The organism is Kitasatospora sp. NPDC056273, assembly GCF_042268845.1.
GTDB lineage: Bacteria > Actinomycetota > Actinomycetes > Streptomycetales > Streptomycetaceae > Kitasatospora.
The window spans coordinates 1-23,605 of sequence record NZ_JBHJSJ010000006.1; the positions used below are offsets into that span (position 1 = coordinate 1).

A 23,605-nucleotide genomic window follows, 5' to 3' on the forward strand; every position below is an offset into this window, starting at 1 on the left:
CACCGTGACGTCCACCGGCCCCGGCCGCTGCCGCTGTCGGGTTCCGGGTGCCGGTTCGGCTCCGCTCAGCCGCTCAGCGCCGCCCGGAGCGCCGGTCACCGCGGCCGCCGTCGCCGCCGCCGCCGGTCAGGCCCGCGCGGCGCAGCGCGTCCGCCATGGCGCTGTTGGCCGGCGCACCGCCGCCGGAGCCGCCGCGGTCACCGCCGCCGCCCTGACCGCCGCCGCGCCGGTCCTGGCCGCCGCGACCGCCCTGGCCCTGACCGCCCTGGCCGCCCTGGCCACCGCCCCGGCGCTCCTGGCGCGGCGGGCGGGCCTGGCGGTCGCCGCGGTCGCCGCGGTCACCGCCGCGCTCGCGCCCGACCTCGTCGTCCAGCCGCAGGGTCAGCCCGATCCGCTTGCGCGGCACGTCCACCGTGAGCACCCGGACCTTGACGATGTCGCCGGGCTTGACCACCTCGCGCGGGTCCTTGACGAAGTTCCTCGACAGCGCCGAGACGTGCACCAGCCCGTCCTGGTGGACGCCCACGTCCACGAAGGCGCCGAAGGCGGCGACATTGGTGACCACGCCCTCCAGCACCATGCCGACCTCCAGGTCGCCGATCTTGTCGACGCCCTCCTTGAAGGTCGCGGTGCGGAAGGCCGGGCGCGGGTCGCGGCCCGGCTTGTCCAGCTCGCCGAGGATGTCGGTGACGGTCGGGACGCCGAAGGTGTCGTCGGCGAAGTCCGCCGGGCGCAGCGCCCGCAGCCGCTCGCCGTTGCCGATCAGCTCGCGCAGCTCCCCGCCGGTCGCGGCCAGGATGCGGCGCACCACCGGGTAGGCCTCCGGGTGCACGCTGGAGGCGTCCAGCGGGTCCTCGCCGCCGGGGATGCGCAGGAAGCCCGCGCACTGCTCGAAGGCCTTGGGGCCGAGCCGGGAGACGTCCTTGAGCTGCCGGCGGGTGCGGAACGGGCCGTTGGCGTCGCGGTGCGCGACGATGTTGTCGGCCAGCGTGCCGGTGACCCCGGAGACCCGGGTGAGCAGCGGCGCCGAGGCGGTGTTGACGTCCACGCCGACGGCGTTGACGCAGTCCTCGACCACGGCGTCCAGCGAGCGGGAGAGCTTCACCTCGCTCAGGTCGTGCTGGTACTGGCCGACGCCGATCGACTTGGGGTCGATCTTGACCAGCTCGGCCAGCGGGTCCTGGAGCCGGCGGGCGATCGAGACCGCGCCGCGGATCGACACGTCCAGGTCCGGCAGCTCCTGCGAGGCGAACGCCGAGGCCGAGTAGACCGAGGCGCCGGCCTCGCTGACCATCGCCTTGGTGAGCTTCAGCTCGGGGTGGCGCCCCAGCAGGTCCTCGGCGAGCTTGTCGGTCTCCCGGGAGGCAGTGCCGTTGCCGATCGCCACCAGGTCGACGTCGTGCTTCTTCGCCAGGGCCGCCAGCGTCGCCAGGGCCGCGTCCCACTTGTTGGCGGGCTGGTGCGGGTAGATCGTGTCGTACGCGACGACCTTGCCGGTGGCGTCCACCACGGCGACCTTCACGCCGGTGCGGAAGCCCGGGTCCAGGCCCATGGTGGCGCGGGTGCCGGCCGGGGCGGCGAGCAGCAGGTCGCGCAGGTTCGCGGCGAAGACCCGCACCGCCTCCTCCTCGGCCTCGGCGCGCAGCCGGGCGCGCAGGTCGATGCCGAGCCGGACCAGCACGCGGGTGCGCCAGGCCCAGCGGACGGTGTCGCCCAGCCACTTGTCGGCCGGGCGGCCGCGGTCGGCGATGCCGAAGCGGGCGGCGATCCGCTGCTCGTAGTCGTTCTCGCCCGGAAGGTCGCCCTCGGACTCACCGTCGTACGGGGAGAGGTCGAGGTCGAGCACCTCCTCCTTCTCGCCGCGCAGCATCGCCAGGATGCGGTGCGAGGGGAGCCGGGTGTACGGCTCGGCGAAGTCGAAGTAGTCGGCGAACTTGGCGCCGTCGCCCTCCTTGCCGTCGCGGACCTTCGCGACCAGCCGGCCGCGGGTCCACATCCGCTCGCGCAGCGAGCCGACCAGGTCGGCGTCCTCGCCGAAGCGCTCGACCAGGATCGCCCGGGCGCCCTCCAGGGCCGCGGCGCCGTCCGCCACCGACTCGTTGAGGTACTGGGCGGCCAGCGCGGCCGGGTCCTGCCCCGGGTCGGCCAGCAGGGTGTCCGCCAGCGGCTCCAGGCCGGCCTCGCGGGCGATCTGCGCCTTGGTGCGCCGCTTCGGCTTGAACGGGAGGTAGATGTCCTCCAGGCGGGCCTTGGAGTCCGCGGCGAGCACCCGGGCGCGCAGCGCGTCGTCCAGCTTGCCCTGGGCCTCGATCGACTCCAGCACGGCCGCCCGGCGGTCCTCCAGCTCGCGCAGGTAGCGCAGCCGTTCCTCCAGGGCACGCAGCTGGGCGTCGTCGAGGGAGCCGGTGACCTCCTTGCGGTAGCGGGCCACGAAGGGCACGGTCGAGCCGCCGTCGAGCAGATCGACGGCCGCCTTCACCTGCCCCTCGCGGACACCCAGCTCCTCGGCGATCTGCCGCTCGATCGCCTGCTGGGCCTGCCGGGCCACCTGTTCGACTGGCGTGGTCACGAAGCCGGTCACCTTCTCCATCAGTGCTTGCGCCGTACGCCCTGCATTCTGGCAGGTGCCGACGACACCGACCGGCCGCCCCCGGGACGGCCGGGCGTGGCGCGCGCCTCCGGCTGACGGCCCCGGGGCTCCACCGAGGCTTGAGCGGGGCCCAGTTGCGGCTTCCTAGGCTGGCGGGCATGGACACTCTGGATGCCGCCGCCGAGTTGGAGCGGCTCGCCGCCGCCAAGTACCTGCTGTTCACCACCTACCGGAGGAACGGCACTCCGGTCGCCACCCCGGTGTGGGTCGCGCGCGACGGGGACGCGCTGGTCTTCACCACCGTCACCAAGACCGGCAAGGTCAAGCGCCTGCGCAACCGTTCGGACGTGCTGGTCGGGCCCAGCGACATCCGCGGGAACCTGCTCGGCGCCCAGGTGCCGGCCACCGCGGTGCTGGACCCCGACCGGGCGCCCGCCTACCGGAAGCTGCTGCGGCGCAAGTACGGCCTGCTGTGCGCGGTGGCGCTGACCGCCAACGTGCTGCGCTTCGGCAAGGGCGGCACCATCGGGGTGCGGGTCACCTTCGGGTGACCGTCGGGGCCGTCGGGGCCGTCAGGGCCGTCGCCGGGTGGCCGAAATCGCGCGTTCCGGTTCGAACGACCGTCGGAATGTGAGCAGTTCGGCAATCCGGCTGAACGGCGACGACCGGAGCTGTACGCTGCCGGGCATGTGCGCTGCCACCCGGATCCACCCCGACGGGCCGGTGGTCGACGCGGCCCTGGTGCGGCGGCTGATCGCCGCCCAGTTCCCGCAGTGGGAGCGCCTCCCGGTCACCCCCGCCGCCACCTCCGGGGCGGACAACGCGATGTTCCGCCTCGGGCCCGAACTCGCCGTCCGGCTGCCCCGGGTGGAGTGGGCCGCCGGGGGCCTGCGGCGGGAGCAGCAGTGGCTCTCCCGGCTGGCCCCGCGGCTGCCGCTGCCCGTCCCGGCACCGCTCGCGGTCGGCCGGCCCGCCGCCGGCTACCCGTGGGAGTGGTCCGTCCTGCACTGGCTGGACGGCGCCAACCCAGTCGTCCACGCCCTGGCCGCACCCCAGGCGCTGGCCCGCGACCTGGCCGGCTTCATCAACGCCCTGCGCGCCGTCGACCCGGCCGACGCCCCCGTCTCCCAGCGCAGCGTCCCGCTCGCCTCCCGCGACGGCGCCACCCGCGCGGCCATCGCCCAGCTCTCCGGCTCGATCGACACCGAGGCCGCGACCGCCCTGTGGGACAAGGCACTTCGACTGCCCGACTACGCCGGCCCGCCGGTCTGGCTGCACGGCGACCTCACCCCCGGCAACCTGCTGCTCACCGGCGCCGGCCGGCTCGCCGCCGTCATCGACTTCGCCCTGATGGGCGTCGGCGACCCGACCGCCGACCTGATCGCCGCCTGGAACCTGCTGCCCGCCACCGCCCGCCCCGCCTTCCGCGCCGCCCTCCACGCGGACGAGGCCATGTGGGCCCGCGGCCGCGCCTGGGCGTTCTCCCTCGCCCTGGTGACGATCCCGTACTACCGCCACACCGACCAGGCCCTGACCGCCAACGCCCGCCACGTCGTCCGCGAGGTCCTCGCCGACCGCGGCGTGTAGGGCAGGGCGGTGCCCGTCACCACTCCCGGGGCTCGACCATCTCCTCCACGTCCGCGTCCTCGAAGCCGTAGGCCGAGGCGATGATCCAGAAGGCCTCGGCGATGTCCTCCCGCGCCGCCGTCTCGATCTCGCTCCCCGCTGCCTTCAACTCCGTGTCCAGACGGTTGAACTCCTCCGCGGCGGCGTGGGAGAGCACGTACAGCGTCGGCAGGTCCGCCGGCCGCTCGGCCTCGATCCGCTCGCACAGCCGCACCAGGATGGCCCTGCCCTTGGCCACGAGGTGGTCGGGGAAGTACGGGTCCTCGGACATCTCCCGCAGGAACTCCTGCTCCGTCACCTGCTCGTTCGTGATCGCCATGACGCCCTTTCCGTCCCTCCGAAGAACCGACGTGCCGATCCTGCCCGACACCACTGACAGACGGCGGCGCCCGGGCCGGCCGCCGCCGCTCCCCCGGCCCGGCGGCGCTTGACGTGCTGGTTAGAGTGCCGCGCATGACCACACGTCACATCGAGTTCGAGGCCCTGCACAACTTCCGCGACCTGGGCGGCTACCCGGGCGCCGGCGGGCGGTCCGTCCGGTGGGGGCTGGTGTACCGCTCCGACTCGCTCGGCAAGCTCGGCTCCCCCGCCGATCTGGACCGGCTCCGGGCGCTCGGCGTGCGGACCGTGATCGACCTCCGCTACCCCTGGGAGATCGACGCCAAGGGCCGGGTGCCCGGGTTCGAGGGCCTGGAGTACCACAACCTCTCGATCGAGCACCGCCCGTACGACCAGGCCGAGATCGACCCGGAGGTCGACCCCTGGCGCCACCTCGCCGACCGCTTCGCCGAGGTCGCCGAGGACGGGGTGAAGGAGATCCGCCAGGCGCTGGACGTGATCACGGCCGCCGAGGCCCCGGTGGTCTTCCACTGCGCCTCCGGCAAGGACCGCACCGGGCTGATCGCCGCCCTGCTGCTCACCCTGCTCGGCGTCGGCGAGGACGACATCGCCGCCGACTTCGCCCTCACCGAGCTCGCCACCGCGCACTTCGTCGCCGAGTGGCACGCCGCCCACCCCGGCCGTACCCTGCGCTGGCCCGGCTACGGGCGCGCCCCGGAGGCCGTCATCCGGCTCACCCTCGCCGACCTCGCCGACCGCCACGGCTCGGTCGGGGCCTACCTCACCGGCGTCCTCGGCATCGACCGCGCGCAGATCGACACCCTGCGCGCCCGCCTGCTGACCGACTGAGCCCCGCCACCCCGCACGGGAGGTCGGCCGGCCCGACGCCCCGTGCGCGGACACCCCCGAAAACGCCCTCGCCCGGCGGGAGCGGCGCCTGGCAGCATGCCGCCATGCCCACGCCGAGCCCCGACCCGGACTACAGCGTCACCACCGGGTACGACCTGTCCGACGACGCCTACTTTCTCGAACTGCGGCTCAGGGCGGACCCGCGGGCCCTGGTCGCCGCGGTCGTCCCCGACGAGGACCCGGCGCGGGAGCCGACGATCAGCCTCGACCCGCGGGGGCGGGCCGTCGACATCCCGTACGAGGTGATGCGCTGGTTCCTGCGGCTGGTCGAGGAGGAGGCCGACGCCGTCCGCGCCTGGATGCGGCTGCGCCCCGAACTCGTCGCGCTCGTCCACCGGTTGCGCCGGGAGCACCGGGGCGTGATCGACGACGAGGGGTTCCCGGGCGTCCTGGCGGAGGTCCGCGCCGCCGTGCCGGAGGCCGACGTCGCCACCGTGCTCCGGGCCGTCTTCGGGGCGGAGGGCGAGCGGCTGCTCCGGGGGTCGGGGGTGCGATAACCCGGTGGCGGCCGGGGGTGGTTGCGAAGGAGGATGCCGGGCATGACCGAGCAACCCGTGCGATGGACCGAGGCGACCGTCTACCCCGACATGTGGGCCGACCCGGACGACGACCCCCGCAACAGTGAGGGCCCGAGCCCGGACGGCGAACTCGCCACCCTCCAGGACTACCTGACGAACTACCGGCTGACCCTGCGGATGAAGTGCGACGGCCTGGCCCCGGAGCAGCTGGCCCGCCGCTCGGTGCCGCCGTCCACGATGTCGCTGCTCGGCCTGGTCCGGCACCTGGCCCGGGTGGAACGGGACTGGCGGAACTGGATCACCGACGGCGAGCCGCTGCCCAAGCTGTACGGCGGGCGGGACGCGGACTTCGACGGGGCCGTCGGCGAGCAGGCCGTGGTGGACGCAGCGTTCCACGACCTGGAGCGCGAACAGGCCGCGCTGGACGCCGCGTTGGCCGGGTACCAGGACCTGGGCGAGCGGGTCGGGAAGGACCGGCTCTCGATCCGGGAGCTGCAGGTGCACCGGATCGAGGAGTACGCCCGCCACTGCGGCCACGCCGACCTGCTGCGCGAGTGCGTGGACGGCCGGGTGGGCCAGTAGCGCCTCAGCGCCGGCGGCCGCTCCGACCGGGGCGGCCGCCGCCCTTGCCCGCACGGGGTCCGGCCCCGGCGCCCGCGGCGGGAGCCGGGGCGGTCTCGGGCCAGTGGGCGGGCCGGGTGAGGCCGGCCGGGAGGCGGGTGGTGGCGTCGCCGCGGGCGGCGTCGAGCTGGGCCTGGGTGAGGAAGAGGGCCGTGCTGAGGTCGGCGCCGGCCAGGGCGGCGTCCCGCAGGTCGGCGCCGACCAGGTCGGCGAGGCGCAGGTCGGCGCCGGAGAGGTCGGCCGCGACGAGCAGGGCACCGCGCAGGTTGGCGCCCCGCAGGTCGGCGCCGCGCAGGCGGGCGCCGAAGAGGTCGGCGCCGCGGAGCTCGCGGCGGCGCGGGACGGCCGCGCGGACCAGTTCGCCGGCCCGCAGCAGCAGCTCGCTGACCCGCTGCCGGTGGGCCGGGACGTCGACGGCGAGGATCTCCTCGGGGGTGCCGCCGGCCAGCCGGTCGGTCTCCGCCAGCGCCTGCCGCAGTTCGTCGTGGACGGGCTGGGCAGGGGCGAAGGTGAGCGCCTCGGTGAGGTACCGGAGCAGCTCGTGCAGCTGCCGCACGACCGGGAAGACGTCGAACATCGCCTTGGCGCTGTCCGGCTCCTCGCGCCAGCTGCGGCCGCCGAAGGTGACCTGGGAGACCCGCTGCCCGGCGCCGAAGCAGTCGTAGACGGTGCAGCCCTGGAAGCCCTTGTCGCGCAGCCGCACGTGGATGCCGCAGCTGAAGTCGGTCTGGAGGTTGTGGCAGGGACTGCCGGCCTGCTTGTTCATGGCGAAGTCGGACCCGGCGGCGAACGGCAGGGCGACGCAGCAGAGCCCGAAGCAGCTGCCGCAGTCGGCCCGGAGCGCGGTCGGCTGCGGGGTCGGTGGCGGGGTCGGCGCGGCCGCCGTCTGGTCCTGCGGCGACTCGGTCTCGCGCACGTTCCGGGGTCCTTCCAGCAGCGGGGCGCCGGTCGGCGCGGTGAACCCCGGAATCCTACTGGGCAGACGACCCTCGACGCCGGTAAGCTGCCCAGCGCAGTAGAGACCATTACACACGGGGGTGGGTGCCATGCGGGAGCCGGACATCAGGGAACTGGTCCGGATGTGGATCTCGGGCTGGGCCGTCTCGCGCGGCTCCGCCGAGCCGGTGGACCAGCCCTGGGGCTGGAGCATCGACGTCGGCGCGCCGGTCGGCGAGGTCGGCCGGCACGTGCTGCCGGAGCCGACCGAGGCCGAGGTCCGCAAGCTCGGCGAGACCGTCACCGCGCCGACCACCTGGCTGAAGCTGTTCGCCGAGGACGCCACCGTACGCCCCTGGCTGGACGAGCGGTGGCGGCTGGACGCGCCGGGCTTCCTGATGAGCGTCCCGCTCGTCCCCGAGCGGTCCGAGGCCCCGGCCGGGTACACCGTGACCACCTGGGAGCGGGGCGGGATCCTCCGGGTGCTGGTGCGCACCGGGGACGGGCACCTCGCCGCCCGCGGCCAGGCGGGCCTGGCCGGCCCCGTGGCCGTACCGGACCAGATCACCACCGCGCCGGAGCACCGCCGCCGGGGCCTGGGCGCCCTGGTGATGCGGACGCTCCAGTCCGCCGCGCACGAGCGGGGCGCGCGCACCGGCGTGCTGGTCGGCACCCCGGAGGGGCAGGCGCTCTACACGGCGCTCGGCTGGGCCACCCACGCCCCGATGGCGAGCCTGGTCCTCGACGCGCCGGGCGTCCACGACACCGAGTAGGCCGGGGCCTGTGGCGCCTGGGCACCGGGCGGCGGGCCTCAGCGGTACGGCAGCAGCTCCGGCCGCTTCGCCGGGCGGCCGTCGCCCGAGGAGCGGCCGGTGAGGCGGCGGCCGATCCACGGGCCGACGTGGGTGCCCAGCCAGCGGGCGTCCTCGCGCAGCCGCTCGCCGCGGCCGGCCGGGGCGGCGGCGGGCAGCGGGGCGCGCCAGTCGAAGGCGGCGGGGCGGCCGAGCGCCTCCAGCACGCCCTCGGCGACCCGGCGGTGCCCCTCGGGCGACAGGTGCAGGCGGTCCTCGGCCCACAGCCGGCGGTCGTCGAAGCAGGGCGCGGAGAACAGGTCGACCACGACGAAGCCGTCCTGCCGGCCCAGTTCCTGGACGAAGGCCTTCATCCGGAGGATCGCGGGCAGCAGCCGGGCGCCGCCCGCCATCCGGCGGGTCGGGTCGGTGCTGGTGAACAGCACGACGGTCGCGCCGGTGGCGCGCAGCCCGTCGGCGCAGCGGCCGAGCAGCCGCTCGACGGCGTCGATGTCGCAGCCGGGGCGCAGCACGTCGTTGAGGCCGCCGGCCAGGGTGACCAGCTCGGCGCCCATCGCGGCGGCGGGGGCGAGCTGCTCGTCGTGGATCTGGCCGATGAGCTTGCCGCGGACGGCGAGGTTGGCGTACCGGAAGCCGGTGCCCGCGGACTCCGGCTCGGCGCGCTCGGCGTGCTCAGAGCCTTCGCTGTGCTCAGAGCGTTCGGCGCGCCCAGAGCGTTCGGCGTGCTCCGCGTGCTCGGCGGCCAGTGCCGAGGCGACCCGGTCGGCCCAGCCCCGGTAGTGGCCGTCCGGCAGCAGGTCGTCGCACATGCCCTCGGTGAAGGAGTCGCCGACGGCGACGTAGCTGCGGTAGGGGGTGGGCACGGGCTGGCCTCCGCTCTCCCGGGATGACTCCGGCGGTTCGACGATCCGACGATCGTACGTGCGTGCCCGTCCGGAACCACAGCGGGCCCCGGCGGCTCCGGCGGACCCCCGACGGTCCCCGGCGACCACCGGCGAACCTCGGCGCTCATCGCACGCCGATCGTTCGTTTATCGGCCCGGGCCATCCTGAGTCCACGGGGCGGCGGTCGGCGACGGGGGCCTTGCCGCCGCCCCATTCAGGCCACCGTGCCCGCCGCAGGCACCGCGCCCACCGCGACGGTCAGCCCGTCACGGCCACCGCCTCCTCGCCGGCCTCCTCGCCCGCCTTCCGGGGCGTGAACCAGTGCTCGCGCACGGCGTCGGTGGGCCGCTGCTCGCCGAGGGCGGCCAGGCCCCACTCCCCCAGCGCCTCGACGACCGGCCGCAGTTCGCGGCCGCGTCCGGTCAGCTCGTAGACGGTCGCGTTGGCGGGCCGCTCCAGTCGGCGGCGGGCGATCAGTCCGTCGCCCTCCAGCTGCTTGAGCCGGGCGGCCAGGATGTCGGTGGAGACGCCGGGCAGGTCGGCGTGCAGGTCGGTGTAGCGGCGCGGGCCGCCGAGGAGCTCACGGACGATCAGGAGGCTCCAGCGCTCCCCCACCGCGTCCAGGGCGCGGGCGACGGCGCAGTACTGGTCGTAGCTTCGGCGTGACATGCGGATCAGCATAGCCAAGAGGTTGGACTTTCCAAGTACTCACTTGGTAGAACAAAGCTGAAGCAACGGAGCGGTGGTGACGGTCGGGAGGCCGCAGATGGAGTTTCGACAGTCCAGCAAGCTCAATGACGTGTGCTACGAGATCCGGGGCCCGGTGGTCGACCAGGCCAACGCCCTGGAGGAGGCCGGGCACAGCGTGCTGCGGCTGAACACCGGCAACCCCGCCCCCTTCGGCTTCGAGGCGCCCGAGGAGATCCTCCAGGACATCATCCGCAACCTGCCCAAGGCGCACGGCTACAGCGACTCGCGCGGCATCCTGCCGGCCCGTCGCGCGGTGGTGCAGTACTACCAGCAGCGCGGGGTCGAGGGCGTCACCGTCAACGACGTCTACCTCGGCAACGGCGTCTCCGAGCTGATCCAGATGGCCGTCACCGCGCTCGTGGACGACGGCGACGAGGTGCTCGTGCCGATGCCCGACTACCCGCTCTGGACGGCCGTGGTCCGGCTGGCCGGCGGCAAGGCCGTGCACTACCTGTGCGACGAGCAGGCCGAGTGGTACCCGGACCTGGACGACATCGCCGCCAAGATCACCGCCCGCACCAAGGCGATCGTCGTCATCAACCCCAACAACCCCACCGGCGCGGTCTACCCGAAGGAACTGCTGGAGGGCATCCTCGACCTGGCCCGCCGCCACCACCTGATGGTGCTGGCCGACGAGATCTACGACAAGATCCTCTACGACGACACCGAGCACCACTGCCTGGCCGCCCTGGCCGACGACGTCCTCACCCTCACCTTCAACGGCCTCTCCAAGGCCTACCGGGTGGCCGGCTTCCGCAGCGGCTGGCTGGTCGTCTCCGGGCCCCGGCAGCACGCCACCGACTACCTGGAGGGCCTGACCATGCTCTCCGGCATGCGGCTGTGCCCCAACGTGCCCGCCCAGTACGCCGTGCAGGCCGCGCTCGGCGGCCACCAGTCCATCAACGACCTGGTGCTGCCCGGCGGCCGGCTCACCGAGCAGCGCGACATCGCGGTCAAGGCGCTCAACGAGATCCCCGGCGTCAGCTGCGTCAAGCCCAAGGGCGCGCTGTACGCCTTCGCCAGGCTGGACCCGGCGGTGCACCGGATCGTCGACGACGAGCGGTTCGTGCTGGACCTGCTGCTGCGCGAGAAGATCCACGTCGTCCAGGGCACCGGCTTCAACTGGCCCCGCCCGGACCACTTCCGCTTCGTCACCCTGCCCCGGGCCGACGACCTGGAGACGGCCATCAACCGGATCGGGCGCTTCCTCGCGACGTACCGGCAGAGCTGACCGCCTAGGCTCTGGGTCGTGACCGTCCTGCGCTCCATCGCCCTGTTCGTCCTCGCCGCCCTCGCCGAGATCGGCGGCTGCTGGCTGATCTGGCAGAGCGTGCGCGAGCAACGGCCGTGGTGGCTGGCCGGGGTGGGCGTGGTGGTGCTCGGCGCGTACGGCTTCGTCGCGGCCCTGCAGCCGGACAGCCACTTCGGCCGGGTGCTGGCCGCGTACGGCGGGGTGTTCGTGGCCGGCTCGCTGCTGTGGGGCATGGCCGTGGACGGCTTCCGGCCGACCCGCTACGACGTGCTGGGCGCGCTGATCTGCCTGGCCGGGGTCGCCGTCATCATGTACGGCCCCCGGCGCTGAACGCACCGGTGCCCCGGTGTCGGACCCATCTCCGACACCGGGGCACCGTCACGACCACCGGGCCCCGTCACCCTCGCCGGGGCACCGTCGCGACCGGCGGGGACTACCAGCCCCAGCCGCCGCCCTGGCCGTCGTCGTCCCGGTCCGAGTCCCAGCCCTCGCCGACCGTGCGCAGGATCGTGTAGTTGTCGATCTGCGTGCCGTCCTCGGCCAGCGCGGTGACCTTCATGACCGACTTCTGGCCCAGGTGCTTCGGGGTGACGTCGACCTTGATGAAGGAGTAGCCGGTGTAGCGCACCCGCGACCACTGGATGGTCTCGGGGGTCTTCACCTTGCCCTTGCTCCAGTAGTAGGTCTTGACCTCGTCCTGGTGGTTCTCGTGCCCCTCGTAGGTGTCCGGCACGTCGAACTTGTACAGGCTGCGGCCGGCCGCGCCCGCGGTGACGTAGACCACGCCGTCCTTGGCCGGCTCGATGGTGGCGCCGCTCGGCACCTGCTTCGAGACCTTGTTGCCGAGGATCGCGTCGGTGCGCTCGTAGATGTGGTTGTGGCCGTTGATGACCAGGTCCACCCGGTACTTCTCGAACAGCGGCACCCAGGCCTCGCGGACACCGCCCTCGGAGGCGTGCGCGACGGTGGTGGAGAAGGCGCAGTGGTGGAAGAAGACCACGACGAAGTCGATGGTCTCGTCGTTGCGCAGGTCCTTGAGGGTGCGCTCCAGCCACTTGGTCTGCTTGTTCGCCGAGATGCCCAGGTTGGCCGGGATCTCGTAGGAGACGTCGTTGGCGTCCAGCGAGATGACGCCGACGTTCTTGTAGCGGAAGGTGTAGACGCCGGGGACCTGGCGCGGGTCCGGGCCGTTGTTCGGCAGGAAGAAGCGGGCGTTCTCGCCGCCGTAGCCGTTCGGCGAGTACCAGGCCTCGATGTCGTGGTTGCCGTACGCGACCATCCACGGGATCTCGGCGGCGACCGTCTCGGTCTGCACCAGGAAGTCGTCCCAGGTCTTCGCGTTGAAGACGGACTTGTCCGGGTCGGTGCCGGAGCCGGCCGGGTCGGCGTAGCAGATGTCGCCGGCGTGCAGGTGGAAGGCCGGGTTCTGGGCCTTGATGATGTGGTCGTTGCCCGCCGCGTGCGCGCTGACGCCCTGGTCGCCGAAGGCGGTGAAGGTGAACGGCTCGTACACCTTGCCCCAGCGGTGGTCGCGGGACGGCGCGGTGCGGAAGGTGTGCAGGGTGGAGATCTGCTGCTGCGCGGCCGGGTCGAAGCCCTCGTGGCCGACACCGTAGTAGTAGGTGGTGTCGGGGCGCAGGTCCTCCAGCGCCACGTGCAGGTAGTACTGGTCCACCGGCTGGCTGTTCGGGGTCAGCGCCGGGGTGTGCAGGGCGCGGACCTCGGCCTGGACCTTGTGGCTCAGCTCCCACGGGGTCTTGCCGAAGCGCAGGAACGGCTTCTTGACCGGGGCCGGGACCTGCCAGGAGATACGGAACTGGGTGTCCGGCTCCGGGCCGAACTGGAGGTGACGGCCGATCGGCGCGACCAGCGAGCCGTCGATGCCACTGGTCGTGCCACCGGTCAGCAGCTGCGGGCCGGCCGGGGCGGCGAAGGCCGTGCCGCTGCCCAGCGCGCCACCGACGGCGACGGCGCCCACGGTCACGGCACCGGCGCGCAGCATCCGGCGGCGGGAGAAGCGGGCCCGCAGGTACTCGTGCTGCTCGGCCATGCTCATGCGGTCGGCAAGCTTGGCCGGCACGCCCATGTTGGGGATATCCATGCGCGGGACTCTTCCAGCGGCGCGTTGATCGCGCACGGACGCCGGGTGAACGGGTCGCAGCGTACCGCCCATTCGAACGCCAATGTTCGACCATGGTTTGGCAAAGGCCGTGTCCGCACCGTTCCGACGCCGCATCATGGCCCCCATCCGCCCCGTGGCCTGAGCGGGCGTCGGCGGAAGCGCGGACAGCGTTCGGGCCTGGTCAGCCGGAGCGCTCGTCCCACTGGGTGGCGGTCCGGTTGCCGGTGCCGTCGCAGGTGCGGCAGATCTCGTCCCGGTAGGCGTGCTTGGCGCCGGTCGCGTCGACCCGGTAGCGCACGTACACCCCGGTGCCGTCGCAGAGGAAGCAGTTGCCGCCCCCGCCGCCCACCTCGGTGGTGCCGGTGCCCTGGCAGGTCCGGCAGCTGAGGCCGGCGGTCCGGCCGGTGCCCGCGCAGATGCGGCAGACCGTCGTCATCGGCTTCCTCCCTCGCGCGGAAACGGCTCGGCGCCGTCCGGAAGGGCCCGACACCACCGGTCATGGTAGTGGTGAAGGCACCCGGGCCGACCCGGGTTCGGCCCGGGTAGACATGATCCGACGATCATCCTGTAGGACCAATGGCCGACCTCAGCCGGGGCCCGACCTCACTCCGGCAGACCCGTCCTCACTCCGGCAGGCCCTCGCGGACCCGCCGGGACACCGAGATCAGCTGGAGGTCCAGCAGCCCCGGCGGATCGGCCAGGCCCGGGCCGCCCGCGCGCACCCAGGCGCCGATCTCGTCGATCATGTCGTCCATCAGCACGAAGCCCAGCCAGACCGGCCGGCCGCCCGCCGCCCGGCCCTCCGCCGAGGGGCCGACCACCACCACGTTCGACTGGGTGCACACGTCCAGGCACTTGACCGCCCGGACCCGGCCCGCCGAACCCACCGCCGTCCGCAGCCGCTCGTACTGGCCCGCGTGGTCCACCCCCGGGTGCTTGGCCTCGGTGCCGCAGCAGCAGCCCCGGCAGACCGTCACGGTCACGGGGGCACCGGCGCCCCGCTTGCGGTCCCGGGCACCGTCGCGCTCTCGGCGGCTCATCGGCTCTGCTCCCCCTCGTGGTCGGCGGCGCGCTCCGCACCGGCCCCCGCACTGTACCCGCAGGCCAGCGGGCATCCCAGACCCTTAGGATGCGCACGGCCCACGGGCCACCACACGACACACGCGCGACAAGGGGAGGACGGCCTGATGCCGAAGCGAAGGGGCCGCCGCGGTACATGGATATCGGTGGCCGTGGGAGTGGTCGGGGTCCTGTGCGCCGTGCTCGGGTTCGCCGTGCTCGGCTCCGGCTACGGCTACCACCGCATGACGGGCGACACGATGTCGCCGGAGCTGCGGTCGGGCACCGGGCTCTGGACCGAACGGGTCCAGCCCGCGGACGTGCGCCACGGCGAGGTCTACGCCGTCGACTCCCCCTGGACGCTGCAGGGCATCGTCATCCAGCGGGCCATGGCCCTGGGCGGCGACCGCATCGCCTGCGTGAACGGGCAGTTCAGCCTCAACGGGAAGCCGGTCGACGAGCCGCCGGCCCGGCAGGTCCACACCTGCTACCTCGACTTCGACGTCACCGTCCCGCCGGGCCGGGCCTTCCTGATGGGGGACGTCCGCGGCGACGCCTTCGACTCCCGGATCAACCTGGCCGACCAGCAGGGCACCGTCGACCTCGCCAAGGTCGGCGAGCGGGTGGTGTGGCACAGCGGCGCCGACTCCGAGGCCCTGCCCGGCAAGCTCGCCGGCGCGCTCGTCGTGGCCGCGCTCGGGCTGCTGCTGGCCCTCGTAGGCCTGATCGCGGCGATCGTCTTCGCCGTCCGCGGCCGGGCCGCCCGGCCGCTGGGGTTGGAGCCGCCGGCCACCTTCTGACGCCGTCGCCACCCGTCGGCGCCCGGTCGACCAGCACTACGCAGCCAGGCCCTGACCGCCGGTTCCCGACCGGCCGGCCCTCGGTCTCGCCGACGGCGGGCCGGTCAGTCCGCTCGCAGGACACGGGAGACGTAGACCCGGGGCGGGTCCGCGTCCTCGTTCACCGCGTACTCCACCAGCCCGAGGTCCCGGCGCAGCGGGGCCGAGTGCATCCCGGGCCGGCCGGGCACCGGCATGCTCAGGCGCGGGAACGGATCCTCCCGCAGGTCGACCAGGAAGGCCACGACCGCCGAGAACACGTCGGCCGGCGTGCCAGGGTCGCCGAGGAACTCCTCCACGGCCGGGGAGACGGTGATCGGGTCGTCGTCGTCCGGGAACTCGTCGTAGCCGCTCACAGGGCCCCGAGCCGGCGCAGGACCGCGGAAGCGGAGGCGCCGGGAGCGGTGCCGGCCTGGACGGCGGCGTGGATCCGGTCGCCCTCCGGGTCGCGGTACAGCTCCGCCCGCAGCCACCACCGCTTCAGTACGCCGCCGATCGTCTCGATGTCGGCTTCGCCCATCTCCCGGTAGAACTCCATGCGCTGCGCGGGCGGCAGGGCCGCGGCCACGCCGTCCTGGGTGCGGGGGACGGGCTGGCGGCTGTCGTGGTGACCGTGCAGGGGTGCTGCGCTCACCGTTCCTCCGAACGTCTCGTGCGGGCGGGACCGCTACCAGTGTCCTCCCCCAGGGGCCGGTCCGGTACCGCCTTCCGACCGCCGGGGCCCTCCCCTGTCCGGCCGAGGGACATGCCGCAGGCCCGGTAGCAGGGGCCGGGGGGCGCCGCTACCCGACGGCCCCGGCGCCGCTACCCGACCGCCCGCGCCGCCGCCCGGCCCGCCGTGCGGCCCGAGAACAGGCAGCCGCCCAGGAAGGTGCCCTCCAGCGAGCGGTACCCGTGCACGCCCCCGCCGCCGAACCCGGCGGCCTCGCCTGCCGCGTACACCCCGGGCAGCACCTCGCCGTCGGGGCGCAGCACCCGGGAGGAGAGGTCGGTCTCCAGGCCACCCAGCGACTTGCGGGTCAGGATGTTCAGCCGGACGGCGATCAGCGGGGCGGCGCCCGGGTCGAGGATGCGGTGCGGGGCGGCGGTGCGGATGAGCCGGTCGCCGAGGTGGCGGCGGGCGCCGTGGATGGCGGTGACCTGGAGGTCCTTGGCGAAGGGGTTGGCCAGCTGCCGGTCGCGGTCCTCGACGGTGCGGCGCAGTTCGTCCGGGTCGATCAGCGGCTCGGCGGTCCTGGCGTTCATGCCCCGGGCGAGGTCGGCGAGGTTCCCGGCGACCACGAAGTCCCGTCCGTGCCGCAGGTGTCCCTGGACCGGGCCGGGGGCGCCGGGCAGCGCGCGTCCGAGCACGCCGCGCACCGACTTCCCGGTCAGGTCGGGGTTCTGCTCGGAGCCGGAGAGGGTGAACTCCTTCTCGACGATGCGCTGGTTGAGCACGAACCAGGTGTACTCGTACCCGGTGGTCATGATGTGTTCGAGCGTTCCGAGGGTGTCGAAGCCGGGGAACAGCGGGACGGGCAGCCGCCGGCCGCGGGCGTCCAGCCAGAGCGAGGACGGGCCGGGCAGGATGCGGATGCCGTGCCGGGCCCAGATCGGGTCCCAGTTCTCGATGCCCTCGGTGTAGTGCCACATCCGGTCGCCGTTGATCAGGCTGCCGCCGGCCCGGCCGACGACGTCCAGCATCAGTCCGTCCACGTGCGCGGGCACCCCGGAGAGCAGCCTGGCGGGCGGGGTGCCGAGCCGGGCCGGCCAGGCCTTGCGGACCAGGTCGTGGTTGCCGCCGATGCCGCCGGAGGTGACGATCACGGCCTGGGCGCGCAGTTCGAAGCTTCCGGCCACCTCGCGCGAGCTGGCCTCGCCCCGGCCCGCCGGGCTGGGCACCAGCACCTCGCCGGTGACGGTGTCGACGGCGCCCGCGGTGGCGGACAGCCCGGTGACCCGGTGCCGGAAGCGCAGGTCCACCAGGCCGCGGGCGGCGGCCGCGCGGACCCGCCGGACGAAGGGTGCGAGCAGTCCCGGCCCGGTGCCCCAGGTGATGTGGAAGCGCGGCACCGAGTTGCCCGGCCCGTCGGCGAGTTGACCGCCGCGCTCGGCCCAGCCGACCACCGGGAAGAACCGCACGCCCATGCCGTGCAGCCAGGAGCGCTTCTCGCCCGCCGCGAAGTCCACGTACGCCTCGGCCCAGCGGCGCGGCCAGGCGTCCTCGGGGCGGTCGAAGCCGGCCGTGCCGAACCAGTCCTGCCGGGCGAGGGCGTGCGAGTCGTGGATCCGCATCCGGCGCTGCTCGGGCGAGTCGACCAGGAAGAGTCCGCCGAAGGACCAGTGCGCCTGGCCGCCGAGGGAGGCCGCGGGCTCCTGGTCGAGCAGGATCACCTTCCATCCGGCGTCGGCGAGTTCGGCGGTGGCGGCGAGGCCCGCGAGGCCCGCCCCGATGACGATGACGTCGGCGTCCAGGGCCATGCGCAGTCCTCCGTGGCGGCTCGCGGTGGCGGCGCGCCCGGGACGCGCCGTCGCTGTGCGCCCGATACTGCGGCCTGCGGTGACGTCCGGTCAACCGGCGGGTAACAACCGCCGGCGTGAATTCCGCTCCACGCCGTTTCGGAATTGCCGTCGACGGCCGGGCGATACCCGCGCGATTGCCGAGCGATACCCGGTGGAGCGAAATGCGAAATGCCGTTCGACACCGTTCGACCACATCTGACGGAATGTCGGCGATTTCCGCGCGAACCATGGACGTCCGGGAAACACGGCAGTAACTTACCTGCGAGTAGCCGTAGTCCGGCTCCGCACGAACCCCCACCCGTCGTTTCTCTCCCCCAGGAGGAACCGTGCTCCGTCCTGCCCGGAAATCCCGGCACCTCCGGAATTCCACCGCCCTCGCCGCCGTCGCCCTCGGCGCCGCGCTCGCGCTCACCTCCACCACCGCCCAGGCCGCCACCCAGGCGCCCGGGCACTACGTGGCGCTCGGCGACTCCTACGCCGCCGGCGCCGGAGTGCCGGGCCAGTCGGCCGGCCTGTGCCTGCGCTCCGACCGCAACTACGGCCACCTGGTCGCCGGCGCCCTCAAGGCCGGCCGGTACACCGACGTCACCTGCGCCGCGGCCAAGATCAAGGCGATGACGCAGCCCCAGTACGACGCCTTCATCCGGGTCAACGACCCGCAGCTGGACGCGGTCACCGCCGACACCGACCTGGTCACCCTCGGGATCGGCGGCAACGACCTCGCCGCCAGCGACCTCGGGCTCGGCGAACTGGTCGCCACCTGCATCGCCGGCGCCGTCGTCAACCCGTTCGGCACGCCCTGCAAGGACGTCTACCACCACGGCCACTGGGACTGGAGCACCATGTCCTGGCAGTACGGCACCGACGACCTCGCCGAGCGGATCCGCACCACCATCACCCCGCAGCTGACCGACACCCTCAAGCGCATCCACACCAAGGCGCCCGGGGCCCGGGTGCTGCTGGTCGGCTACCCGTCCGTGCTACCCGCCGACGGCTCGACCTGTGTGCTGCGCCAGCCCGTCACCCCGGGCGACGTCGAGTACATGCACGGGGTGCTCGACAAGCTGAACGCCGCCCTGAAGGCCACCGCGGCCGCGAACGGCGCGACCTACGTGGACACCGCGACGCCGACCCTCGGGCACGACGTCTGCTCGGACGACCGCTGGATCGAGGGCGCGCTGCCCGGCTCGCCCGCCGTGCCGTTCCACCCGAACGCGACCGGCGAGCAGGTGATGGCGCAGGCGGTGCTCGCCGCGCTGAAGTAGCGGCGGGGCGGTGCCACCGCGGCGCCGGAGACGATGCGGCCGGGAAAGCCCCGAGGGGCCGGTGACCAGACCCCGGTCACCGGCCCCTGGGTTCTCGTGCGCGCGCTACTCGGACTTCGCGGAGGCGGAGCCGGAGGCCGAGCCGGAGCCGGTGGCCGAGGCGGCGGCCAGCCCGGCCGACCACTTCTCCTCGACGTTGCCGAGCTTCCAGTAGGCGATCGCCGCGGCCCAGGTGAGCACGAACAGTCCGACGATCGCGTAACCGACGAAGTTGAGGTCCAGCCCGCCGATCCAGGCGATCGGGCCGCTGGTGATGTCCAGCTTCTCGCCGAGCAGGCCGATCAGCTCGATCGAGCCGATCACCAGCGCGACGAGCACCGACAGCCCGGTGACGGTCAGGTTGTAGTAGATCTTGCGGACCGGCTTGGAGAAGGCCCACTCGTACGCGAAGTTCATGAACGAGCCGTCGATGGTGTCCAGCAGGCTCATCCCGGCCGCGAACAGGATCGGCAGGGTGAGCAGCGCGTACCAGGGCAGCGAGAAGGCCGCCGCGCCGCCCGCCAGCACCAGCAGGGACACCTCGGTGGCGGTGTCGAAGCCCAGGCCGAACAGCAGGCCCACCGGGTACATGTGCCAGGGCTTGGTGACGGCCCTGGTGACCCTGCCGAGGATGCGGTTCATCAGCCCGCGCCGCTCCAGCTGGCGCTCCAGCTCCGCCTCGTCGTAGTCGCCCAGGCGCATCCGGCGGAAGACCTTGAGGATGCCGTTGAAGGCGCCCAGGTTGATCAGGCCGAGCAGCAGCAGGAAGGTGCCGGAGACGGTGACGCCGATCAGGCCGGTCATCTCGTGCAGCGTCGAGTCGTCGGACTCCACCTGGCCGGCCAGCGAGCGGATGCCGAAGGCCAGCAGGGCGCAGAGGCCGAAGACGATCGAGGAGTGCCCGAGCGAGAACCAGAAGCCGACCGACAGCGGCCGCTTGCCCTGGCCCATCAGCTTGCGGGTGGTGTTGTCGATGGCGGCGATGTGGTCGGCGTCGAAGGCGTGCCGCATGCCGAGGGTGTAGGCGGTCAGGCCCATGCCCGCGCCGAACACCTGGCCGCCGACGGTGTAGTGCTCGGGCTCGACCAGCGCGAGCAGGGTGAACCAGCCGACGACGTGCAGCGCGAGGATGAATCCGCCCATTCCGGCCAGGCGGATCCACTCCTCACGGGTGAGCCGGTCGCGCCAGCGGGGGGCGGTCATCGTCGTGTCCTTTCGGTCGGGCGGTCGAAGCTGGGCCATCTTTCCGCCTTGACGCGCGCAGTTGCAAGTCATGCGCAATTACGGATTCGTCTCCCCCCGCTTCCGCACCGTTTCCGCCCCGCTTTCACACCGCTTCCCCCCGGCTTCCCCCGACTTCCGATCGACCCCCGGAGATCGTCACCACCCGTACAAGGCTTCGTAACCTCCCGGGGCTTTCACCGTGCGCTCTACGCGCGGATACTCCCGTTCTACGCGCGAAAACCTGCGCTCCGACCCCTCAACTCCCCACGGAGGAACGGCTCATGACGATCCGTATTCGAACCGCCGCGGCCCTGGCCGGTGCGGCGCTGCTCGCGGCCGGTCTCACCACCCCCGTCGCCACCGCCGCGCCGGGCCCCACCGCCCCCACCACCCGAGCCGCCGCGGCCGGCGCCACCCCGCACCGGGTGCTGTTCGACAACAGCAAGGCCGAGACCGCGGGCAACGCCGACTGGATCATCAGCACCAGCCAGCCCGACCCGCTGACCCAGAACGCCAACCCCACCACCGAGAAGAGCTGGACCGGCGCCCTCTCCGCCTGGGGCGTCGCCCTCCAGAAGACCGGCCAGTACAGCCTGAAGACGCTCCCGGCCGGCTCCACCATCAGCTACGGCACCGGCGCCGCGCTCGACCTCGCCAACTTCGACACCTTCGTGATCCCGGAGCCCAACATCCGGTTCAGCGCGAGCGAGAAGACCGCGATCATGAAGTTCGTCCAGAACGGCGGCGGGCTCTTCCTGGTCTCCGACCACGTCAACAGCGACCGCAACAACGACGGCTGGGACTCCCCGAAGATCATCAACGACCTGCTGACCAGCAACGGGGTGAACAACAACGACCCCTTCGGCTTCTCGGTCGACCTGCTCAACATCACCACCGACAACCCGCGCGCGGTCAACGACGCGACCGACCCGGTGCTGCACGGCCCCTTCGGCACCGTCACCGGCTCGATCCTGCGCAACGGCACCACCTTCACCCTCAAGCCCGCCGACAACCCGAACGTCAAGGGCTTGGTCTACCGGACCGGCTACAGCGGCAACACCGGCGCCTTCTTCGTCACCAGCACCTTCGGCTCCGGCCGGGTCGCGGTCTGGGGCGACAGCTCCCCGATCGACGACGGCACCGGCCAGTCCGGCAACACCCTGTACAACGGCTGGGACGACCCGGCGGGCACCGACGCCGCCCTCGCCCTCAACGCCACCGCCTGGCTCAGCAAGGCCTGACCGGCCGCGCCCCGCGCCCGGGCGGCTCGCCCCGGGCGCCCTCGCCAGGAGACCCGGGCGCCCTCACCAGGAAAAGGGCCGCTCCCTCCCCTACTGTCGGAGTACCGACGCCCGCGGCGCGCTCGTACGGAGCGGCACCCCGTCCGTACGCGCCGCGGGCCCGCCGGTGCTCCACCGGCCCGGGACCGACGGGAGCGGCCGATGCCGTCCTACCCCTTCCACACCACCCGCGAGGACCTGCGCGTCCCGCTGCCCGACGGCACGCGGCTGGCCGCCCGGCTGTGGCGGCCGGTCGGCGACGAGCCCGGCCCCGCGCTGCTGGAGTACTCCGGCGGCCGCCTCACCGACCGGACCGCCGCCGAGGACGCCCGCCGCCACCCCTGGTACGCGGGCCACGGCTACACCGCCGTCCGGGTCGACACCCGCGGGCACGGCAACTCCGAGGGCGTCCCCGGCGAACCCGGCGGCGAACAGGAGCTGGCCGACGGCGCCGCCGTGGTCCACTGGCTCGCCCGCCGCCCCTGGTGCAACGGCCGGCTCGGCCTGCTCGGCGTCGGCGCGGCCGGCACCACCGCGCTGCGGCTCGCCGCCCGGACCCCCGAGACCGTCGGCGCCGTGGTCACCGCCTGCCCCGAGGGCGGGCACCGGACCGGCGGCGCCGTGCTCGCCGCCGACCTGCAGACCCGGCTCACCGCCCTGGTCGCCGACGCCGCCCTGCCGCCCGACCCGCGGTACGTCGGCGACGCCTGGCGGGCCGCCTGGCTGGCCCGGCTGGAGTCCCTGAACCCGCCCGTCGACGACTGGCTCGCGGCCGGCGAGAGCACCGTCCCGGTGTCCGTGCCCACCCTCGCGGTGGCCGGCTGGGGCGACCCGTCCTGCTCCTTCGTGCTGCGGCTGCTCGCCGAGTCCCCCACCGCGCGCGCCCTGATCGGCCCCTGGCCGCACGGCCTGCCCGAGGCCGCCCTGCCCGACACCCTGCGCTGGTGGGACCACTGGCTGCGCGGCGTCGACACCGACGCCCTCCAGGAACCCGCCCTGCGCAGCTGGCTCACCACCCGCTGGACCGGCGACGAGGCCTGGCCCTCCCCCGACGTCCGCGCGATCCACTACGGCCTGGACGGGCCGCTGCGCACCGCCGGCACCGCCTCCGACGAGCGGTACGTCCGGGTCCGCTCCCCGCAGCACACCGGCCTCAACGCCGGCGCCTACGTCCCGCACGGCCGCCCCGCCGACCAGCCGCCCGACCAGCGGGAGGAGGACGGCCGCTCGGTCTGCTTCGACTCCCAGCCGCTGCCCGAACCGGTCGAACTGCTCGGCACCCCGACCGTACGGCTGCGGCTGCGCGAGGACGACGCGCCCGCCCAGGTGGCCGTCCGGCTGTGCGCGGTCGGCCCGGACGGCACCTCGGACCTGGTCACCCGGGGCGTCCTCGCCGCCGGGGGCCCGGACGCCGAGGTCGAACTCGCGGCCTGCGCCTCGACCATCCCGGCCGGGCACCGGCTGCGGCTCGCCCTCTCCTCCGTCTACTGGCCCTGGGTGTGGCCCCCGGCCGAGGACACCGGGTACGGCGTCGACCCGTCCCGCTCCACCCTCAGCCTGCCGGTGCGCCACCTCGCCGCCGACGTCGGCTCCCGGCCCGTCACCTTCGAACCCCCGATACTGCCCGAACCGCTCGCCGTCCACCTCACCGAACCGCTCACCGCCCGGCCCGAGCACCTCACCGTGCACGACATCGGCCGCCACGAGTGGCGCGCCGAGTTCTCCCCCGCCACCGACGGCACCCGCACCCACCCCGACGGCCTGGTCCGCGACGAACACACCGTCACCGCCTACCGCGTGCTCACCGGCGCCCCGCTCAGCGCCCAGGCCCGCACCGACCACACCGTCCGCCTGGAGCGCCCCGACATCGGCTGGGACGTCACCGTCCAGACCCGCACCCAACTGCGCTGCGACGCCGGGCACTTCCTCAGCATCGTCCAACTGCGGGCGCTGGAGGGCGGATCGGAGGTGTTCGCCCGGGAGTGGCAGCACCGGGTGCCCCGGGAGAGCTGATCAAAGATTTACTTATGCACTTGCC

The 23,605-nt window shown here is 73.7% G+C and carries 22 protein-coding genes and 2 pseudogenes; 12 read left to right on the forward strand and 12 right to left on the reverse strand.

Going from position 1 to position 23,605, the window contains the following annotated elements:
* Nucleotides 1-73: 73 nt before the first annotated feature.
* Nucleotides 74-2,569 (reverse strand): Tex family protein, encoded by a 2,496-nt coding sequence (locus tag ACFCY1_RS07350; RefSeq protein WP_375873873.1) that lies wholly within the window; start codon nucleotides 2,567-2,569, stop codon nucleotides 74-76.
* 179 nt (nucleotides 2,570-2,748) lie between these two features.
* Between ACFCY1_RS07350 and ACFCY1_RS07355 the strand changes: the two genes are divergently transcribed.
* Both ACFCY1_RS07355 and ACFCY1_RS07360 read left to right on the forward strand, forming a co-directional pair.
* Nucleotides 2,749-3,141 (forward strand): PPOX class F420-dependent oxidoreductase, encoded by a 393-nt coding sequence (locus ACFCY1_RS07355; protein WP_074002216.1) that lies wholly within the window; start codon nucleotides 2,749-2,751, stop codon nucleotides 3,139-3,141.
* A gap of 136 nt (nucleotides 3,142-3,277) precedes the next feature.
* The gene (locus ACFCY1_RS07360; RefSeq protein WP_375873874.1) at nucleotides 3,278-4,177 is read left to right on the forward strand and encodes an aminoglycoside phosphotransferase family protein; all 900 of its coding nucleotides are present in this window, start codon (nucleotides 3,278-3,280) and stop codon (nucleotides 4,175-4,177) included.
* A gap of 16 nt (nucleotides 4,178-4,193) precedes the next feature.
* Here ACFCY1_RS07360 and ACFCY1_RS07365 read toward each other — a convergent pair whose 3' ends face one another.
* Nucleotides 4,194-4,535, reverse strand: a complete 342-nt coding sequence (locus ACFCY1_RS07365) for a DUF5713 family protein (protein ID WP_375873875.1) — start codon at nucleotides 4,533-4,535, stop codon at nucleotides 4,194-4,196.
* 134 nt (nucleotides 4,536-4,669) lie between these two features.
* Between ACFCY1_RS07365 and ACFCY1_RS07370 the strand changes: the two genes are divergently transcribed.
* The 3 genes from ACFCY1_RS07370 to ACFCY1_RS07380 all read left to right on the forward strand — a co-directional run bounded on the left by ACFCY1_RS07370 (nucleotide 4,670) and on the right by ACFCY1_RS07380 (nucleotide 6,564).
* Complete coding sequence (locus ACFCY1_RS07370) at nucleotides 4,670-5,404, forward strand: tyrosine-protein phosphatase (RefSeq protein WP_117487306.1); 735 nt, start codon at nucleotides 4,670-4,672, stop codon at nucleotides 5,402-5,404.
* Nucleotides 5,405-5,508: 104 nt separating this feature from the next.
* Complete coding sequence (locus ACFCY1_RS07375) at nucleotides 5,509-5,961, forward strand: hypothetical protein (RefSeq protein WP_375873876.1); 453 nt, start codon at nucleotides 5,509-5,511, stop codon at nucleotides 5,959-5,961.
* A 42-nt stretch (nucleotides 5,962-6,003) separates the two neighbouring features.
* Complete coding sequence (locus ACFCY1_RS07380) at nucleotides 6,004-6,564, forward strand: DinB family protein (RefSeq protein ID WP_079272064.1); 561 nt, start codon at nucleotides 6,004-6,006, stop codon at nucleotides 6,562-6,564.
* 4 nt (nucleotides 6,565-6,568) lie between these two features.
* Here ACFCY1_RS07380 and ACFCY1_RS07385 read toward each other — a convergent pair whose 3' ends face one another.
* Entirely contained in the window at nucleotides 6,569-7,519 is a 951-nt protein-coding gene (locus ACFCY1_RS07385) for a pentapeptide repeat-containing protein (protein ID WP_074002212.1), read from the reverse strand.
* 130 nt (nucleotides 7,520-7,649) lie between these two features.
* Here ACFCY1_RS07385 and ACFCY1_RS07390 point away from each other — a divergent pair, with 130 nt between their 5' ends.
* Nucleotides 7,650-8,312 (forward strand): GNAT family N-acetyltransferase, encoded by a 663-nt coding sequence (locus ACFCY1_RS07390; RefSeq protein WP_375873877.1) that lies wholly within the window; start codon nucleotides 7,650-7,652, stop codon nucleotides 8,310-8,312.
* Nucleotides 8,313-8,350: 38 nt separating this feature from the next.
* Here ACFCY1_RS07390 and ACFCY1_RS07395 read toward each other — a convergent pair whose 3' ends face one another.
* Nucleotides 8,351-9,214, reverse strand: a complete 864-nt coding sequence (locus tag ACFCY1_RS07395; RefSeq protein WP_375873878.1) for an SGNH/GDSL hydrolase family protein — start codon at nucleotides 9,212-9,214, stop codon at nucleotides 8,351-8,353.
* 336 nt (nucleotides 9,215-9,550) lie between these two features.
* Nucleotides 9,551-9,904 (reverse strand): annotated as a pseudogene (locus ACFCY1_RS07400) (winged helix-turn-helix transcriptional regulator); the annotation flags it as partial.
* Between the two features lie 97 nt (nucleotides 9,905-10,001).
* Between ACFCY1_RS07400 and ACFCY1_RS07405 the strand changes: the two are divergent.
* On the forward strand, nucleotides 10,002-11,216 hold the full coding sequence (locus ACFCY1_RS07405) for a pyridoxal phosphate-dependent aminotransferase (RefSeq protein ID WP_049652769.1): 1,215 nt from the start codon (nucleotides 10,002-10,004) through the stop codon (nucleotides 11,214-11,216).
* 18 nt (nucleotides 11,217-11,234) lie between these two features.
* Entirely contained in the window at nucleotides 11,235-11,567 is a 333-nt protein-coding gene (locus ACFCY1_RS07410; protein ID WP_049652768.1) for a YnfA family protein, read from the forward strand.
* A gap of 103 nt (nucleotides 11,568-11,670) precedes the next feature.
* Here ACFCY1_RS07410 and ACFCY1_RS07415 read toward each other — a convergent pair whose 3' ends face one another.
* The 3 genes from ACFCY1_RS07415 to ACFCY1_RS07425 all read right to left on the reverse strand — a co-directional run bounded on the left by ACFCY1_RS07415 (nucleotide 11,671) and on the right by ACFCY1_RS07425 (nucleotide 14,399).
* Entirely contained in the window at nucleotides 11,671-13,338 is a 1,668-nt protein-coding gene (locus ACFCY1_RS07415) for a metallophosphoesterase family protein (protein ID WP_079272061.1), read from the reverse strand.
* Between the two features lie 202 nt (nucleotides 13,339-13,540).
* On the reverse strand, nucleotides 13,541-13,795 hold the full coding sequence (locus ACFCY1_RS07420) for a hypothetical protein (RefSeq protein WP_049652766.1): 255 nt from the start codon (nucleotides 13,793-13,795) through the stop codon (nucleotides 13,541-13,543).
* A 187-nt stretch (nucleotides 13,796-13,982) separates the two neighbouring features.
* A complete protein-coding gene (locus ACFCY1_RS07425) occupies nucleotides 13,983-14,399 on the reverse strand; it encodes a hypothetical protein (protein ID WP_049652764.1) in 417 nt (138 codons plus the stop codon).
* A gap of 147 nt (nucleotides 14,400-14,546) precedes the next feature.
* Between ACFCY1_RS07425 and lepB the strand changes: the two genes are divergently transcribed.
* The gene (lepB, locus tag ACFCY1_RS07430) at nucleotides 14,547-15,218 is read left to right on the forward strand and encodes a signal peptidase I (RefSeq protein WP_375873879.1); all 672 of its coding nucleotides are present in this window, start codon (nucleotides 14,547-14,549) and stop codon (nucleotides 15,216-15,218) included.
* 104 nt (nucleotides 15,219-15,322) lie between these two features.
* Here the strand turns inward: lepB and ACFCY1_RS07435 are convergent, their stop codons facing one another.
* The 3 genes from ACFCY1_RS07435 to ACFCY1_RS07445 form a co-directional block, all read right to left on the reverse strand.
* Entirely contained in the window at nucleotides 15,323-15,613 is a 291-nt protein-coding gene (locus ACFCY1_RS07435) for a hypothetical protein (protein ID WP_049652761.1), read from the reverse strand.
* The gene (locus ACFCY1_RS07440) at nucleotides 15,610-15,891 is read right to left on the reverse strand and encodes a hypothetical protein (protein WP_375873880.1); all 282 of its coding nucleotides are present in this window, start codon (nucleotides 15,889-15,891) and stop codon (nucleotides 15,610-15,612) included. The genes ACFCY1_RS07435 and ACFCY1_RS07440 overlap by 4 nt, the downstream gene beginning before the upstream one ends.
* Before the next feature lie 170 nt (nucleotides 15,892-16,061).
* The gene (locus ACFCY1_RS07445) at nucleotides 16,062-17,717 is read right to left on the reverse strand and encodes an FAD-binding dehydrogenase (protein ID WP_375873881.1); all 1,656 of its coding nucleotides are present in this window, start codon (nucleotides 17,715-17,717) and stop codon (nucleotides 16,062-16,064) included.
* 368 nt (nucleotides 17,718-18,085) lie between these two features.
* On the opposite strand from ACFCY1_RS07445, the gene ACFCY1_RS07450 reads away from it, so the two are divergent.
* Nucleotides 18,086-19,024, forward strand: coding sequence for an SGNH/GDSL hydrolase family protein (locus ACFCY1_RS07450; RefSeq protein WP_375873882.1), 939 nt, complete (start codon nucleotides 18,086-18,088; stop codon nucleotides 19,022-19,024).
* Nucleotides 19,025-19,129: 105 nt separating this feature from the next.
* On the opposite strand, the gene ACFCY1_RS07455 is transcribed toward ACFCY1_RS07450, so the two are convergent.
* Nucleotides 19,130-20,266 (reverse strand): HoxN/HupN/NixA family nickel/cobalt transporter, encoded by a 1,137-nt coding sequence (locus ACFCY1_RS07455; RefSeq protein WP_375873883.1) that lies wholly within the window; start codon nucleotides 20,264-20,266, stop codon nucleotides 19,130-19,132.
* A 302-nt stretch (nucleotides 20,267-20,568) separates the two neighbouring features.
* Between ACFCY1_RS07455 and ACFCY1_RS07460 the strand changes: the two are divergent.
* Together ACFCY1_RS07460 and ACFCY1_RS07465 are read left to right on the forward strand one after the other, a co-directional pair.
* Nucleotides 20,569-21,525, forward strand: a pseudogene (locus tag ACFCY1_RS07460) (hydrolase); the annotation flags it as partial.
* A gap of 204 nt (nucleotides 21,526-21,729) precedes the next feature.
* A complete protein-coding gene (locus ACFCY1_RS07465; RefSeq protein WP_375873884.1) occupies nucleotides 21,730-23,580 on the forward strand; it encodes a CocE/NonD family hydrolase in 1,851 nt (616 codons plus the stop codon).
* The last annotated feature ends 25 nt before the right edge of the window (nucleotides 23,581-23,605 follow it).

Coding starts and splice junctions, on each gene's coding strand:
- ACFCY1_RS07355 (WP_074002216.1), top strand. CDS start 2,749: ATGGACACTCTGGATGCCGCCGCCGAGTTGGAGCGGCTCGCCGCCGCC.
- ACFCY1_RS07360 (WP_375873874.1), top strand. CDS start 3,278: ATGTGCGCTGCCACCCGGATCCACCCCGACGGGCCGGTGGTCGACGCG.
- ACFCY1_RS07365 (WP_375873875.1), bottom strand. CDS start 4,535: ATGGCGATCACGAACGAGCAGGTGACGGAGCAGGAGTTCCTGCGGGAG.
- ACFCY1_RS07370 (WP_117487306.1), top strand. CDS start 4,670: ATGACCACACGTCACATCGAGTTCGAGGCCCTGCACAACTTCCGCGAC.
- ACFCY1_RS07375 (WP_375873876.1), top strand. CDS start 5,509: ATGCCCACGCCGAGCCCCGACCCGGACTACAGCGTCACCACCGGGTAC.
- ACFCY1_RS07380 (WP_079272064.1), top strand. CDS start 6,004: ATGACCGAGCAACCCGTGCGATGGACCGAGGCGACCGTCTACCCCGAC.
- ACFCY1_RS07390 (WP_375873877.1), top strand. CDS start 7,650: ATGCGGGAGCCGGACATCAGGGAACTGGTCCGGATGTGGATCTCGGGC.
- ACFCY1_RS07405 (WP_049652769.1), top strand. CDS start 10,002: ATGGAGTTTCGACAGTCCAGCAAGCTCAATGACGTGTGCTACGAGATC.
- ACFCY1_RS07415 (WP_079272061.1), bottom strand. CDS start 13,338: ATGGATATCCCCAACATGGGCGTGCCGGCCAAGCTTGCCGACCGCATG.
- ACFCY1_RS07420 (WP_049652766.1), bottom strand. CDS start 13,795: ATGACGACGGTCTGCCGCATCTGCGCGGGCACCGGCCGGACCGCCGGC.
- ACFCY1_RS07425 (WP_049652764.1), bottom strand. CDS start 14,399: ATGAGCCGCCGAGAGCGCGACGGTGCCCGGGACCGCAAGCGGGGCGCC.
- lepB (WP_375873879.1), top strand. CDS start 14,547: ATGCCGAAGCGAAGGGGCCGCCGCGGTACATGGATATCGGTGGCCGTG.
- ACFCY1_RS07445 (WP_375873881.1), bottom strand. CDS start 17,717: ATGGCCCTGGACGCCGACGTCATCGTCATCGGGGCGGGCCTCGCGGGC.
- ACFCY1_RS07455 (WP_375873883.1), bottom strand. CDS start 20,266: ATGACCGCCCCCCGCTGGCGCGACCGGCTCACCCGTGAGGAGTGGATC.
- ACFCY1_RS07465 (WP_375873884.1), top strand. CDS start 21,730: ATGCCGTCCTACCCCTTCCACACCACCCGCGAGGACCTGCGCGTCCCG.